We start from the raw sequence: 14,481 nt of genomic DNA on the forward strand, positions 1-14,481 counted from the left end.
ACCCCTTACTCCTCAAATAATAATTGGAGATAATCGTCTAAAACTTGATAATTAAGCTTTAAAAACTCTTCCTTTGCCAAATCAAATTTAATTTCTCCATCCTTTAAATACCAAAACCGCTTACCCCACTTTAAAAGCTCCTTTAAATCGTGGCTTACGTAAATTAAAATCCTTCCGGGTTCTTGTTCTAAGTAGCTTTGAAGATATTTGTTTAGCTCTTTTTTTGTCAAAGCATCAATGCCTGTAAACGGTTCGTCTAAAAATAAATAAAAAGGTTCATAAATTAAAGTTCTAAGAAGATTGATCCTTTGTTTTTCGCCTCCGGACAAAACTTTCGGATTTTTCTTTAAAAGTGATTCAAGTTTATACTTCTCCGTAAACTCCCCAAGCTTTTTCTTAATTATCTTTTCCGGAATTTTCCTAAGCTTTAAAGGCAGTACTAAATTTTCTTCCACCGTTCCCCGGAAAAAATACGGTTCTTGCATTAAATATCCTATTTGCCAGTTGGCATCACGAGAATTGTAAAAAACAGCCCGCAAACTTTCCGGTTCGATTAGTGCAAGACTTCTTAGTAACGTTGATTTACCCGAGCCATTGGGCCCAAAAAGGCTAATTTTCTCTCCCGCAACTACTTTTAACTGGTTAATTTTAAGTATTTGCTTTCGGGCGCGAAAAACCTGCAAATTTTTTACTAAAATCACCGCTAATAACCCTTTCTTTGCCAGTAGGTAAGTATTCCAACTACGATAAAAGAGATCAACATTAAAATAATACTTAAACCAATTGCCAGACCAAAATTTCCCCGGCCCACTTCCAGTAAAATTGAGGTAGTTAAGACCCGGGTCTCCTGATAGATATTGCCTCCCACCATAATCGAAGCCCCAACTTCGGAAATAGCAGCACCAAAACCGGCAATCACCGCTGCCAGTAACCCAAGCCGTACTTCCTTTAATAACAGGTAAAGTTGCTGGTAACGATTTGCCCCCAGAGCTTTAACCTGGCGAAAAAAGTTCTCGGAAATTTGGCTAAAAGCCACAGCGGTAAATACTATTACTTCCGGTAAAGCAATGCAAAATTGAGCTAAAATCATGGCTTTGGGGGTATACAAAAGGTTTAAGTTACCCAGAGGTCCGCTTCTCCACAAAAACATAGTAAGCCAAAGGCCCACCACCACCGGCGGCAGGCCTAAAAGAGTATTAAAAATTCCAAGAATTATTTTCTGACCCCAAAATTTTTTGCCACCTAAAAAAGCACCTATCGGTAAGCCCACAATTGCCGCTAACAAAGTTGCCGTTAGGCTTACATTTAAAGTAAGATGTAAAATTTGGTAAAGTTCCGGGTCTCCGGTTAAAATCAAACGAATACTTTCTTTAATCCCTTCCCAGATAAATTCCATAAATTCCTCCTATTTTTGCGCATCAGGAATAAATAACGATTGCCCGTATAAATTTTTCTTAAATTCGCCGATTTCTTTTTGGACCTCCGGGCTTAACAAAAATTCAGCAAACTTTTTTGCCCCTTCATAATTTACCTTGGGATACTTTTGCGGGTTTACCAACATAACGTGATAATAATTTATAAGTCCCGGGTCCTTTTCCCGGACAATTGCCAGGTCAATCTTCCCTTTATAAGCAAGGTATGTCCCACGGTCGGTTAAAGAATACCCCTGTTTTTCCGAAGCAAGCTGCAAGCACGCTCCCATGCCCACCCCTGCTTCCTTGTACCAGGGTTGCCCTTTGGGATTTAACCCCGCAGTTTTCCAGAGACTTTTTTCTTTTTTATCGGTCCCGGAATCATCCCCCCGGGAAATAAAAAGCACCTTTTTCTCATAAATCCGCTTTAAAGCTTCGTTTAAATCTTTAGCCGATTTGACTCCTGCCGGATCATTTTTGGGGCCTACAAGGATAAAATCATTATGCATTACCGGTTGGCGGTCAATTACATACCCTTTCGCCACCAGCACCTCTTCATCTTTCGGTGCATGGGTTAAAAGAACATCCGCTTCCCCCTTTTCCCCCATTTTGAGAGCCTGCCCGGTGCCGACAGCCACTATTTTAAGCTTGTAACCGGTTTTTTTCTCAAATTCCGGCTTTAACTGGTCTAAAAGACCGGTATCCACCGTACTGGTGGTGGTAGCCAAGATCACTTCCGGGTTTTTCGGAGCGGTGGTTTTAGAAGTAACGGCTCCTTTTTCCTGGCAACCAGCGACCCCAAAAATTAGCAAAAAAAACAAACTTAGCAAAACCAAAATCCGCTTCATTCAAGCACCTCCAAATATATTATGTCTTTTTTGATATATTATTCGCTAAAAAATGCAAAATTCCTCCTAAAAACTTAAAAATTTTTCTAAAATAAGCGGAGGTTTTTGCCCTCCGCTGTTCGTTATTTTCCTCAAGTGTCTTTATTACATTATACTTATTTTCACAAGTCAAGCGCGAAATATTGTTTTAAGGCTTTATTAATGTTAAAATTATAGTTGACTGTTCGGTCAATTTTTGAAAGGATGATTTGGATGCAAAAAGATAAACCACAGAAAAAATTTTGGGGCTTAAGTCAAAACGCTTTCCTTTTTGGTTTTATCAGCATGCTCAATGATTTTTCCAGCGAACTTACCCTGCGAACCCTTCCCCTTTTTCTCTCCAATGTTCTGGGAATTAAAACCGAAATAATAGGCTTAATCGAAGGAATAGCCGACACCACTTCTACCCTCTTAAAGTTAATCTCCGGTTATTTATCCGATATCGTTAAAAAGCGAAAAGCCCTGGTTTTTCTCGGCTACGCCCTTTCCAACCTCTCCCGCCCTTTTCTTTACTGGACCACTACCTGGCCGGTAGTTCTCTTAATTCGCTTTCTCGACCGGGTTGGAAAAGGGGTCCGCACGTCTCCCAAAGACGCCCTGATAGCCGACTCTACTGAGCCGGAAAACCTGGGCAAAGCTTTTGGCTTTAACCGGGCTTTGGACCCCTTTGGAGCCGTGTTGGCTTTATTTATCGCTGCCGCCATTCTTCAGTGGAGTGAAGCAACGACCGTCTCCATGAGCCGGGAGATTTTTCAAAAGTTAATTATTATTTCCACCATTCCCGGAATCTTAGTTTTGCTTTTGCTCGCTTTTTTCATAAAAGAAGTACCGCCAAAAGGGGAAAAAACAGTTAAAAAGTTTTCCCTATCTTTTCATGAACTCGATCTGCGGTTTAAAAAGTTTTTGGTAGTTTTAATTTTATTTACCCTGGGAAATTCTTCCGATGCCTTTTTAATTTTAAAGGCAAAAGAAAACGGCATGACGATTGTTGAGATCTTTATTATGTTGGGATTTTTTAACTTAATTAGCGTTCTGGTATCCTACCCGGCGGGAGCTCTGTCGGATAAGATTGGTCGTCTTAAACTTATTGCCGGAGGTTGGATAGTTTACGCCCTATTGTATTTGGGATTTGCGGTGGCAAGCAATCCTAAAATTTTTGCCTTACTGTATATTCTTTATGGCGCCTATTACGGAATTACCGAAGGAGTGGAAAAAGCCATGGTTGCCGATTTAGTACCGTCGGAAAAACGGGCATCGGCTTATGGACTTTATAACGCCGCAATAGGTCTTTCTGCCCTTCCGGCCAGTTTAATTGCCGGTATTTTGTGGGATATCGTTAACCCTGCCGCCGCCTTTTACTTTGGCAGCATGATGGCTCTTCTGGCGGTACTGCTCTTACCCTGGGCCCTGAAAAGAAATTAAAAAAGGTTGGGAAAATCACCCAACCTTTTTATTTTAATCTTTAATTTCCCGGAAAACCGCTACCCCGCCTAACACCTGTCCAAGGGGATTGATAATTGGTGAGGTAGAAACTTCTAACGTTATTTTTTCTTCGCCTTTCGTAAAAATCGTTCTATACCGTTTTATCGCTTTTCCCTCTTTAATGGTTGATAAAAGGGGACAGTTATTTTCGCAAAGGCACTTTCCCTGGTCGTTTTGCGGAAAGTTCATCACTTCATAGCAGCTTTTATTTAAAACTTCTTTTCTGGTCTTTCCGGTAATTTCTACTGCCGCCTTATTCCAATAGATAATTTTCCGCTTTTTGTTAGTAACAAACACCCCATCGTTAATATTATCTAAAATATCCAGGGCATATCGGCGTATGGTAGTTAAGTTCATAAAAGACACCTCATATAAATTATATCACTATGCCGGGATTTTGTTAGTTATTAAAATTACTATTACCATAAACAGTTTTTATATTAAAATCCCCGCCGGTTAATTACCTCCCCCCGGATTTTATCCCGACGTAAAAAGCCAATATTTCCGAGAAAACGCCAAAAACTTGGAAGCTGCCGATAATCAAAATTTTCAATTATGGCCGCACAGAAAAACTCAAAAATATCCCGCATTCGCTTATACCGGCTAAAAAAGTGGATAAAATTGTCTCAACGGCAATTAAGATTTTTTATTCTTCCTCCAGCCCCTCGGTTTCATCGACAAAATAAAATTCAAACTTGCCGATCCGCACCAAGTCTCCCGGTTTTACCCCGGCACGTTTTAACTGTTCTTCCAAACCCATTCGGGTAAAGGTCCGCTGCAAACGGTCAACCGCTTCCTCGTTATCCAAGTTGGTCATAGCCACCAACCGTTCAATCTTTTTCCCTTTAACTACAAATATTCCATCAACTTTTTCCACCACAAAACCTTCTTCCGGCTGCTCTTTTATTACTTTCTGTGGTTTTACCTCCAAACTCTCCCGCGGCAAAGTCGAAATAATTTCCCAGAGGCGATAAATAAGCGGTTTAAGTCCTTCACCGGTAAGGGCCGAAATGGGATAGATTTCGTACTTTCCGGCAATATGCTGTTTTAATTTTTCTAAGTTTTCCTGCGCATTGGCCGTATCCATTTTATTGGCAGCAATTACGAGGGGTTTGGTTAAAAGCTGTTCGTTGTACAGCTTAAGCTCTTTAAGAAGCACTTCAAAGTCGTCTACCGGATCGCGTCCTTCAAAGCCGCTCATGTCTAAAACCATTAATAAAACCCGGGTACGTTCTACATGTCGTAAAAACTGGTGTCCCAACCCTACTCCCGCATGGGCACCCTCAATTAACCCGGGAATATCGGCCATGACGAAACTCTGTCCTTCGCCTACTTCAACCACTCCCAGGTTGGGAGTAAGGGTGGTAAAAGGGTAATCGGCAATTTTGGGGCGAGCCGCACTTACCCGGGAAATTAACGTTGACTTTCCAGCATTGGGATAGCCTACCAAACCCACATCGGCTAAAAGCTTTAGTTCCAGAAGAAGCCAGCGTTCTTCCCCCGGCTCCCCCAGTTCCGCAAACTTTGGTGCCTGGTGGGTGGGGCTGGCAAAATGGGCATTGCCCCTGCCCCCCCTTCCGCCTCTTGCTACCACTACTTCCTGGCCGTGCTCGGTGATATCGGCCAAGATTTCGCCGGTTGCTTCATCTTTAACCACCGTTCCTACCGGTACCCGAATATAGAGATTTTCGCCGGCTTTACCATGACGGTTACTCCCTTTGCCATGCTCACCCCTGGGTGCTTTATAATGCCTTTTATAGCGAAAATCCAAAAGCGTATTTAAACCTTCATCCCCAACTAAAATAACACTGCCACCGCGGCCGCCATCGCCTCCATCGGGACCGCCATTGGGCACGTACTTTTCCCGCCGGAAAGATACACAACCATTACCCCCATCTCCAGCTTTAACATAAATTTTTGCCGTATCATAAAACATATTTTTTACCTCCCTATAACAGCTGTTCCTGGCTTTTCTGGTCGTTAACTATTAGTTCTATCCTGGGAAAATGATCTAAAATAATTTTTACCTCTTTTTTGCCATTAAAAGTTTTCAGGAGCTCCCAGTTTTCTAAAACAAAACGTTCAACAACAGGTCCAAAATCTTTATTATATTGTCCCCTTTTATCACCGGAAATTGTCAGGGTAGCTTCCACACTTTCCAGCAAATAATAAAGCTCGGTAAGAATTAATGCCGTTTCCGGGTTAAACAGGCGAAAGAATTCCTGACGTTCCTGGATATTCCGGCTTATCCGGTCAATATACTCTAAAACTTTGTCATATTTACCTAACTGAAAAAAACCCCGCAAAATTTGCAGATAGTTCAAAAATTCATGCCGCTCCCGGCGAATAATTTTTATTGCTCTTTCCATGTATTATCCTCTCACTCTTATTTTTTCATAATAAAAAATTAACCAGCCCTGCTCGGCTGGTTAAATTGCTACATTTTGGGGATAAACGCTTACCTGCTTTTTGTTTTTCCCTTTCCTCTCAAAAACAACATAACCATCAATCTTGGCAAATAAAGTATCGTCACCGCCAATACCTACGTTGTTACCGGGATGAAACTTGGTCCCTCTTTGCCGAACCAAAATACTTCCAGCGGTAACAAACTGACCGGCATATCTTTTAACGCCAAGACGTTTCGCTTTTGAATCCCGACCGTTCTTAGAACTTCCAACGCCTTTTTTATGTGCCATTTACCTCACCTCCCGGCCTTACGCCTCAATTTTTTCCACAATAACTTCCGTAAACGGCTGCCGATGACCGTACTTTCTCCGGTAATTTTTCTTCGGTTTGTACTTAAAGACAATAATTTTGCGGCCTTTCCCGTGACGTACCACTTTTAAGTTGACCTTAGCTCCTTCAACATAGGGCTTCCCGGCTTTAATGCTGCCATCTTTAACTACAGCCAGAACTTCATTAATGGTGACTATGCTTCCCGGCTCCGCATTTAACTTTTCCACAAAAATTTTGTCTCCTTCGGCCACTTTGTACTGTTTGCCGCCGGTTTGAATAATTGCGTACATGCTCCAAAACCTCCCGCATTAGACTCGCCAAAAAAGGCAAGGCCCAAAGCCTATTTAACGCCTTTTTTGAGCGGCTTACCTTAAAATTTTATCTTAATTTTTTCTTTTTTGTCAAGTAATATCTGTTATTCCGCCGTTCTTAAACGTATGCGCCCCGTGGCGGAAATACCCTCACCGGGGCGCAAATTTTTCGGAGATTATCGGGGGAGTGTAACACATGCTTCGTCGTCGTAATACAGGTCCCGCCCGAGCTCCACCCGGCCGGTAAAGAGGGGCCGCGGTTCTTCGGTTAGCTCCAGGCGGTAGACGGTGCTCACGTAGAAGGAAACATCGGGCTCCTTGACCGCCACCGGGGCCATGCGGGCCACCGGATAACCCTGGGCCACGATGTTTTCCAGCTGGTATTCCTGGAAAGCACCGAGCATATCGGTGATGGCAAATCCCATATCAAGGATGCCGCGCTGGATGTCGCGCCACTTTTTCCACGAGGCTTCGAGGAATGAAAGGCCGAAATACCCGGCCGAACCGGGACCCCGCAACGCTTCGGTACAGCGGCTCAAGAAGAGGAAGATACCGCGCACCGTTTCCACCGGATCGGTGAAGAACACGTCGAACTGGCCCCGCAGGTTCTCGGGCAGCGGATCTTGCACATCGTAGACTTCAGCGTGGACGTTGTCCCAACCCCGGTCCCGCGCTACGTCGCGGATGAAGCCAACAATGCGTTCGTCCACATCCAGGACGAAGATGCGCCGCGGTAATCCTGAGAGCGCGGCCGCAATGGCCGTAAGGTCATCATCGCCTAACAGCAGGAGATCGCGACCCACCAGATCGCCCCGCTGGGCCATCAGGGCCAGACGCAGCACGGTGGTCTCCACCGTCACATACCCCTGGTCAAAGTTGGGCGTTGCTTTTGGCCGCATGGTCACGATTTTTTGGAATGTTTCAAGGACCCGGTCGAAAGGCGGGCGCAGGACGATGCCTCGTCCCGCACAGGTCTCACAGCGCTGCTCGGCCACCCGATCCAGCCCTAAGGCTTCGACCTGCCGGCGTCCCGCTTCGGTGAGCACGAAGCGCTCACCGTCGTAGGTCACAAGCTTGCTCTCCAAGAGCGACTGCAGGACCTTCAGCACTTGGTGGGTCTGCGCTTGCCCAGCTCGCATCAATTCCCAGTAGGATTTGGAACCTCCGTACAGTGCACGGAGCAAAAGCGCATCAATCCGACGAACTTCTGCAGCACTACCTGATGTTGACATAGGTACCGCTCCTTTCCCTCAAAGAATAGAAACGGACCTTGCTCCATTTTCCCTGGTCCACTCGGAGAAATTGCCAAATATGTATTATACCTCTTTTTATTGATATAGTCAATCAATAAGGTTGGCGATTGTTATTAATCTGTGATATTGTCACTCTTGTATCCGCTCAACGGGTCAAAGTCGAGGACACATAAAGGTGATAAAGTCACAGACGCTTGACAGTAATATCTGTTATTCTCCCGGTGCCCTGGCAGACACTGCACTCGTGGGTAAAAAGCTCGCCAATGGAAAGCCCTATTTTCTGCCGGGCAATTTCCACCAACCCCGAAGGAGTTTTCCCGGTAATCTTTACTTTGGCTTTATCCCGCAAAAACTCTTCTTCCATAACCCTTAAAATCTCTTCCCACCGTTCCTCCTCCAACAGGGAAATAAAATCTACCACGATAATTCCACCGATATTTCTTAACCTAATCTGCTTGGCAATTTCCCGGGCCGCTTCTAAATTTATTTTAAAAGCGGTTTCTTTTAAATCTTTTTTTCCGGTGAATTTTCCAGAGTTTACATCAATGGCGGTTAAAGCCTCGGTTTTTTCGATGACCAAAATACCGCCGTTTTTCAGCCAGACCCGCTCCCTGGTAAGTTTTTCCAATGTTTTTATCAGGTTAAATTCTTCCATCACATTAAAGCTTTTATAAATCGGCGGCAGCAACACGCGAAACCTTTCGCGAAACTTCTGCCCGATCTCCAAAAGTTCAAAATCATCCACATAAAGGGCAGTAAAGTCTTTGTCCAGTAATTCCCTAAGACACCAGGTAAAAAGGTCATCTTCTTTATAAAGTAAAGCCGGGGCTTGAGCAGTTTTACTTCGCTCTAAAATTCCCTGCCATTCTTCATAAAGTCGTTTGGCTTCCTGCAAAAGGTCTTCTTCCTCACCGGCTAAAGTTCTAACAATAAACCCGCCGGGAAGATTCAAGTTTTCTAATACCCTATGATAATACTCCCTTTTGTCTTCCGTAAGTTTCCTGGAAATACCTTTCATCTCTTTCTGGGGAAAATAAACAAGGTTTCGCCCCGGAAGGGAAATCACCGTAGACAGCTTGGCGCCTTTTCGGGCTGTAGGGTTTTTAACTACCCTCACCAACACTACATCCCCGGGCTTAACGTTTATCTCATCAAGAGGTAAATAGCCGTTTTTAGCCAAACCTAAATTTACAAAAGCCGCCTGTAACCCTGGAACTACTTTCTCTACTTTCCCCAAATAAATATCGTTAATCTGCGTTTGTTCGTCTCGCCGTTTCACAAAAAGCGAAAAAGGACTTCCGTCAACCATTACCGCCGCTAAATCGTATTCCGGCTGTCGATGAAAAACTAAAGTCTTATTCATGATAGCTCCCTTTAACTTAAAATAATTTCTTCCCGAATATATTCAATATCCTCGGGCAAATAACCCAAAAAAATTTTAGCTACCTCTTCCGGACGCAAGGAGTTTTCTCCAACCCTTATAACCACCTTAATGCCATTTTCCTGCACCTCTAAAGCTTCAACCGCCTGCCAAAAATCAATTTGTTTTTCTCCCCTCTTGGTGTTTTTTACTATCCGCGGTTTATCCGTTAAAAGCTTTTCCTTCCTGGCTAAAAGTTCTGTATTGGAAAGATTGATTTTTATCCGGTAAACAACTTTGCTTACCCGCGACATTAAGCTTTTATCATCTAAATACGGCTTTACTTCTAACACTTTAAAACCGGAAGGTAAAACACTGTTTAAGCGTTCTTTTATCTCCTCGGGAGGTAAAAATTGCTTTAAAGTTAATTCCATTAGCTCCCCTTGACTTTCATGCCCCAACGCTAAGGGCAAGGCTATGGAAAACTTGGGATGAGGGTTAAAGCCTTCTGAAAAAGCCATCGGCAAATTCGCCCTGCGAAAAGCCCTTTCAAAAACCCGCATGGTATCCAGGTGCGATATGTATTTTAATTCTCCTCCCCGGGAATACTTAAGCAAATATTTCACTAACCTTCCGCCCTCCTGTCAGCACCGGGGAAATTTCCAAAGCAGGGCAAACCCCACATCCGGTACACTTACCCTCCCGGCAATCAGCGGTGTTCTTTCCAGCCATGGCGTCCCGATACTCCTTTTTAAGAAACCTCTGACTTATTCCCCCGGCAAATGGTTCCCAGGGCAAACGGTCATCCAAAGAAAAGCTCCTTCGGGCATACGCTTCAAGGTCAAATCCTTCTTCTAAAAAAGCTTTTTGCCACAGCTCATAATTAAAATATTCCTGCCAGCCGTCAAACTTGGCGCCTAATTTATGCGCCCGGTAAATTACCCGCCCAATACGCCGGTCCGCCCTGGAAAGGGCTGCCTCCAAAAGGCTCGTTCGGTAATCGTGCATTTTTAAACTAAGACGCCGGTCTTTTTTAGCCAATTTTTCCAATATTCCCTGCCGCCTTTTAATTTCTTCCGCTGAAATTATACCCAGCCACTGAAAGGGAGTATGGGGTTTGGGAACAAAGTTCGAAACCGAAACCGTAACTTTCAGCCGTCCCCGGGGTACCCTCCCTTCTTTAACGCCGATATCGGCAACTTTCTGGGCTAAATGAATAATCCCCGCAACGTCTTCGTCGGTTTCATAAGGCAGGCCAATCATAAAGTAAAGTTTAATTGACTGCCAGCCTGCTTTAAAAGCAGCTTTCACAGTATTAATGAGGTCTTCCTCGGTAACCCCTTTATTAATAATATCCCGCATCCTCTGGGTTCCGGCTTCCGGAGCAAAAGTCAAGGTAGCTTTCCGCACCCGCTGCAGTTCGGACGCCAAATCTACTGCAAAGGTATCAATTCGCAGGGAAGGAAGGCTAATATTTACCCCCGCTTCCTGGTACTTATCCAAAAGCTTTTTCGCTACCTCCCGAATATACGGGTAATCTCCGGAGCTCAAGGAAGCCAAGGATATTTCTTCATAGCCGGTTTTCTCCATAATTTCTTCTGCTTCTGCCAAAACCAATTCCGGAGCTTTTTCCCGTACCGGGCGGTAAATCATCCCCGCCTGGCAAAAACGGCAACCCCGGCTGCATCCCCGCATTATTTCCACCATGGCCCGATTATGAACAATATCAAGATAAGGTACTATGGGAGATGGCAGGGAGTGTCCGGATAAAAAGCCTTGAGCAATTCTTTTGGTAAATTTCACCGGAAGATCTTTTTTAAGCGGCATAAACTCGGTCAACCTTCCGGCTTCATCATAACTAACCCGGTAAAATTTCGGAACGTAAACCCCCGGAATTTGCGCTAAAGCCAAAAGGGTATCGTTACGCTCCCAGCCTTTAACTTTGGCTTCCTTTACCACTTCGATAATTTCCGCTAATACCTCTTCCCCTTCTCCCAAAACAAAAAAATCAATAAAATCGGCTAAAGGCTCCGGGTTAAAAGCCCCCGGTCCTCCGGCCATAACAAGGGGCCATCCCCTTCTCTTTTCGGCAAATATTTCCACTCCACCCAATTCTAACATATTTAAAATATTGGAATAGCTTAGCTCGTATTGCAGGGTAAACCCTACCAGGTCAAACTCCCAAAGAGGCTTTTTATTTTCCAGAGAAAAAAGAAAATAACCCTTTTCCCGCAAAAGCTTTTCCATGTCTTCGGCAGGAGCAAATACCCTTTCCAAAAGGGCATCATCCCGGCGATTTACCGTTTCGTATAAAATTCTAAGTCCTAAATGGGACATCCCAACTTCATATAAATCCGGAAAACAAAAGGCAATTTTAACCAAATTTTTCTCCCAGGGCTTTTTTACCGCATTTAATTCATTGCCCAAATATCTCGCCGGTTTCTGGACTAAAGCTAAAAGTTTAGCAAAATTCACCTTTTTCACCTCATTGCTATTTTACCACAAAATTTCCCGTAAGAAAAAAATAAGCAGGAAAGCTTCTCATTTTGGTAAAAGCTCTCCCACCGGTTTTAACAGGCCAAACTTCACAACCCCCTCCATTATTTGCCGTTCGCTTAAAACTCCTAAGATTTCCTGGTTCCGTTCCAACACCACCACATACTGGTAATGGGACGGTAAGAATTTGTCTACCACCTCTTTTAGTGAAGTATTTCGGGCTACCGTCAAAACCTTGGAATTTAAAATTTTCTGCTCATTTAAAATTTTTTCCTTATAAGTTAGGTTTTGTAAAAAGTAAAAGCTGTTTTTTACCCTTTCCCGAGAGGCTAAAAAAATCAATAACACTCCCAAAATTACCACATCGGCACCATTTATCCGGAATAAAAAGCCGTAAATTCCCGCCGCCACCACCGCAAAAGCGGTTACCAGCGAAATATTGGAAACAATCCGGGTAGCTATTCTTAAATTAGTAACCCTGGTTAAAACCGCCCGCAACATTCGTCCCCCGTCCAGGGGAAGAACCGGCAAAAAATTAAAAACCGCCATGATAAAGTTAAAATCCAATAAAAAAGCTACATTTGCGTTAAAAAAGCCATTATTGATTATCCCTAAAGCAAAAAACATCAAAATTAAATTGGCCAGCGGCCCCACCGCCGCAACTAAAAGCTCCTTTCCCGGAAAGAATTCTACCGGATTGGAAGTTTCTATTACCCCTCCAAAGGGTAACAGGGTCAAAGAAACAGGTTTCTGAAAAAGTTTTTTATACAGAAAAAGGTGAAATAGTTCGTGAAACAAGAGTGAAAATAAAAGTATGCCAATTTTGGCAAATGCTCCTAAAGCCAGATACATTAAGAGAAAAACCCAGAACAGCGGGTGAACTTTTAATTTCATTTAGCTCTTTACCTTAAAGACCGGTGCCGGATCAACGGCAAGACCTTTATCGTGAAATTCCACATGCAGCATCCCGCTGTTCCCGGTACAACCTATCTCCTGCCCTTTTTCCACCAGTTCTCCTGCTTTAACCCATACTTCCTTTAAATTTGCATATAAAACCTCCTGTTCGCCCCAGGAAATAATTAAATAGTTATCGTACCCCTTTTTATAACCGGTTTTTACCACCGTCCCGTGAGCTGCTGCTTTAACCGGTTTATTGGGTTCACCCAGTATATCCAAGCCCCCGTGAAAAAAGCCATCACTATCTAAGCCAAATCCCCGGATTACTTTTCCATCAACCGGAATTTCTAAATTAGAGGCAGTAAGAGCCTCTTCATTTCCCATCCCAATCTCCAAAACCCGGTCAAAAACCGGTTGAACCTCCGTCTCGGTAGTTAAAACGTATTTCACAGCTTCCTTAAGCTTAGATGCTCCCGGTAAATCTTTACTTACCCAAAAAGTAAAACCCGCTACAATTACCACCACCAGCAAAAACTTGTAAAAAAACTTAAATTCGCGTTTTTTCCCGGGGGGTCGATAAATACTTTTCTTTCTTATGTAGGGTTTGCTCCAGTCTCCGTAAATTTTCAGGTTGTCCTTGTCGGACATAAAAATCCCTCCCCTAAGATGTTTTACTACATCTTATGAAGAGGGATAATTTTTCATGACTTTTATTTTGTTAAGTAATGAAGTATGCCGGCAGCATTTAATTCCAGGTCAAGCTCAAAGCTGTTTTTAATATCGTCATCAAGGAAAACACCCTTTTTGGCTGCTTCCAAATATACCCGGTAGGTTAAAGCCTGCCGCATTTCCTTTATGCCAAGATTTTGCGCTAAAATTTCCCGGCCCAAACGTTCGTATTCTTCCACTTCCCTTATTAAGTAATGAAAAATTTCCCCGGGATTTTCTACCACCCCAAAATGGGTATAGTAAATCCTTTCCAATCCTAATTTTAAAAACCGTTTTAACTCTAAAATCATTTTTTCCGGCTCAAACTCCGTAGCCGGTGTTGAAGGATAGACAAACACCTTTCCGTACCGGTTTTTAATGATGTTATTTAAAACTCCCGCCATATCGCCGGAAAAAAGACCCCGGGTTAAACTATCGGTAATTACCTGATGGTGGCGGGCATGCCCTGAAGTATGGTAGACGGTAAGCACTCTGCCCCCTAAATCAAATTCCTGACCGTCGGCAGTTTCCAGAACTCTTTCGGCTGGAGCCGGAATTATTTTTTCAAAAAACGGTAAAAACCGCTCTCCGTAGATAGCTTTAGCAGCAGCTTCCAATTTTTCCGGGGATATCATATGTCTTGCCCCCCGGGGATGTACCGCAAGATATGCCCTGGGTAGATACCGCAAAAGGTTTCCAGCTCCTCCGGCATGGTCCAAATGAATATGCGTTACAAAAACATAGGAAATCCTTTCCCGGTCAATTCCCAGAACTTCTAAGGCTTCTAAGATATACTTGGTAGATGGCGTAGGTCCGGTTTCCACCAAAGCTACCTTTTCTTTCCCCGCCACAATAAAACAGCTCGTTCTGCCGGCAATCCCCTGTTCAAACAAATCAACCTGCCAGATATTGTCACCGGCTTTATAAATTACCGCCACA

17 protein-coding genes and 1 other annotated feature are annotated in these 14,481 nt (G+C 43.6%); of the genes, 1 reads left to right on the forward strand and 16 read right to left on the reverse strand.

The genetic code is table 11. The annotated features are described in order from the left end of the window. Positions 1-5: 5 nt before the first annotated feature. Genes CARFE_RS0101860 through CARFE_RS0101870 form a run of 3 tightly spaced genes read right to left on the reverse strand, consistent with a single transcriptional unit; the run spans position 6 to position 2,260 of the window. Positions 6-701 (reverse strand): ABC transporter ATP-binding protein, encoded by a 696-nt coding sequence (locus CARFE_RS0101860; RefSeq protein ID WP_028051533.1) that lies wholly within the window; start codon positions 699-701, stop codon positions 6-8. Between the two features lie 2 nt (positions 702-703). Then, positions 704-1,396 carry an ABC transporter permease gene (locus CARFE_RS0101865; protein ID WP_028051534.1) on the reverse strand — a complete coding sequence of 231 codons (693 nt, stop codon included), beginning with the start codon at positions 1,394-1,396 and terminating at the stop codon, positions 704-706. Between the two features lie 9 nt (positions 1,397-1,405). Further along, entirely contained in the window at positions 1,406-2,260 is an 855-nt protein-coding gene (locus CARFE_RS0101870; protein WP_028051535.1) for an extracellular solute-binding protein, read from the reverse strand. A gap of 252 nt (positions 2,261-2,512) precedes the next feature. Between CARFE_RS0101870 and CARFE_RS0101875 the strand changes: the two genes are divergently transcribed. Beyond that, positions 2,513-3,721, forward strand: a complete 1,209-nt coding sequence (locus tag CARFE_RS0101875; RefSeq protein ID WP_028051536.1) for an MFS transporter — start codon at positions 2,513-2,515, stop codon at positions 3,719-3,721. A 33-nt stretch (positions 3,722-3,754) separates the two neighbouring features. Here the strand turns inward: CARFE_RS0101875 and CARFE_RS0101880 are convergent, their stop codons facing one another. From CARFE_RS0101880 to CARFE_RS0101940, 13 genes are all read right to left on the reverse strand, one after another. Continuing rightward, positions 3,755-4,138 (reverse strand): PAS sensor domain-containing protein, encoded by a 384-nt coding sequence (locus tag CARFE_RS0101880; protein WP_011343311.1) that lies wholly within the window; start codon positions 4,136-4,138, stop codon positions 3,755-3,757. Between the two features lie 83 nt (positions 4,139-4,221). Beyond that, positions 4,222-4,371: a hypothetical protein gene (locus CARFE_RS16120; RefSeq protein WP_154652703.1), complete on the reverse strand. Its 150-nt coding sequence runs from the start codon at positions 4,369-4,371 to the stop codon at positions 4,222-4,224. A 56-nt stretch (positions 4,372-4,427) separates the two neighbouring features. After that, positions 4,428-5,717 (reverse strand): GTPase ObgE, encoded by a 1,290-nt coding sequence (obgE, locus tag CARFE_RS0101890; RefSeq protein WP_011343309.1) that lies wholly within the window; start codon positions 5,715-5,717, stop codon positions 4,428-4,430. 13 nt (positions 5,718-5,730) lie between these two features. After that, positions 5,731-6,150 (reverse strand): Spo0B domain-containing protein, encoded by a 420-nt coding sequence (locus CARFE_RS13920; protein WP_011343308.1) that lies wholly within the window; start codon positions 6,148-6,150, stop codon positions 5,731-5,733. A gap of 60 nt (positions 6,151-6,210) precedes the next feature. Beyond that, on the reverse strand, positions 6,211-6,477 hold the full coding sequence (gene rpmA, locus CARFE_RS0101900) for a 50S ribosomal protein L27 (protein ID WP_011343307.1): 267 nt from the start codon (positions 6,475-6,477) through the stop codon (positions 6,211-6,213). Positions 6,478-6,495: 18 nt separating this feature from the next. Further along, positions 6,496-6,807, reverse strand: coding sequence for a 50S ribosomal protein L21 (gene rplU, locus CARFE_RS0101905; RefSeq protein WP_028051537.1), 312 nt, complete (start codon positions 6,805-6,807; stop codon positions 6,496-6,498). Positions 6,808-6,825: 18 nt separating this feature from the next. Continuing rightward, positions 6,826-6,880: a sequence feature (ribosomal protein L21 leader region), on the reverse strand. Positions 6,881-7,004: 124 nt separating this feature from the next. Further along, complete coding sequence (locus CARFE_RS0101910) at positions 7,005-7,898, reverse strand: bis-aminopropyl spermidine synthase family protein (RefSeq protein WP_245570742.1); 894 nt, start codon at positions 7,896-7,898, stop codon at positions 7,005-7,007. A gap of 367 nt (positions 7,899-8,265) precedes the next feature. Further along, on the reverse strand, positions 8,266-9,444 hold the full coding sequence (locus CARFE_RS0101915; protein ID WP_028051539.1) for an Rne/Rng family ribonuclease: 1,179 nt from the start codon (positions 9,442-9,444) through the stop codon (positions 8,266-8,268). An 11-nt stretch (positions 9,445-9,455) separates the two neighbouring features. Further along, positions 9,456-10,067 carry a TIGR03936 family radical SAM-associated protein gene (locus CARFE_RS0101920; RefSeq protein WP_028051540.1) on the reverse strand — a complete coding sequence of 204 codons (612 nt, stop codon included), beginning with the start codon at positions 10,065-10,067 and terminating at the stop codon, positions 9,456-9,458. Next, complete coding sequence (locus tag CARFE_RS0101925; RefSeq protein ID WP_179393685.1) at positions 10,051-11,916, reverse strand: TIGR03960 family B12-binding radical SAM protein; 1,866 nt, start codon at positions 11,914-11,916, stop codon at positions 10,051-10,053. Before CARFE_RS0101925 ends, CARFE_RS0101920 begins: the two co-directional genes overlap by 17 nt. 66 nt (positions 11,917-11,982) lie before the next feature. Then, positions 11,983-12,831, reverse strand: coding sequence for a site-2 protease family protein (locus tag CARFE_RS0101930; RefSeq protein WP_028051542.1), 849 nt, complete (start codon positions 12,829-12,831; stop codon positions 11,983-11,985). Beyond that, on the reverse strand, positions 12,832-13,482 hold the full coding sequence (locus CARFE_RS15425; protein ID WP_011343299.1) for a murein hydrolase activator EnvC family protein: 651 nt from the start codon (positions 13,480-13,482) through the stop codon (positions 12,832-12,834). It abuts the gene before it with no gap. Positions 13,483-13,544: 62 nt separating this feature from the next. Then, entirely contained in the window at positions 13,545-14,480 is a 936-nt protein-coding gene (locus CARFE_RS0101940) for an MBL fold metallo-hydrolase (protein WP_028051543.1), read from the reverse strand. Position 14,481: the final 1 nt, after the last annotated feature.

Origin of the sequence: Carboxydothermus ferrireducens DSM 11255, from assembly GCF_000427565.1 — a bacterium.
Taxonomy (GTDB): domain Bacteria; phylum Bacillota; class Z-2901; order Carboxydothermales; family Carboxydothermaceae; genus Carboxydothermus; species Carboxydothermus hydrogenoformans.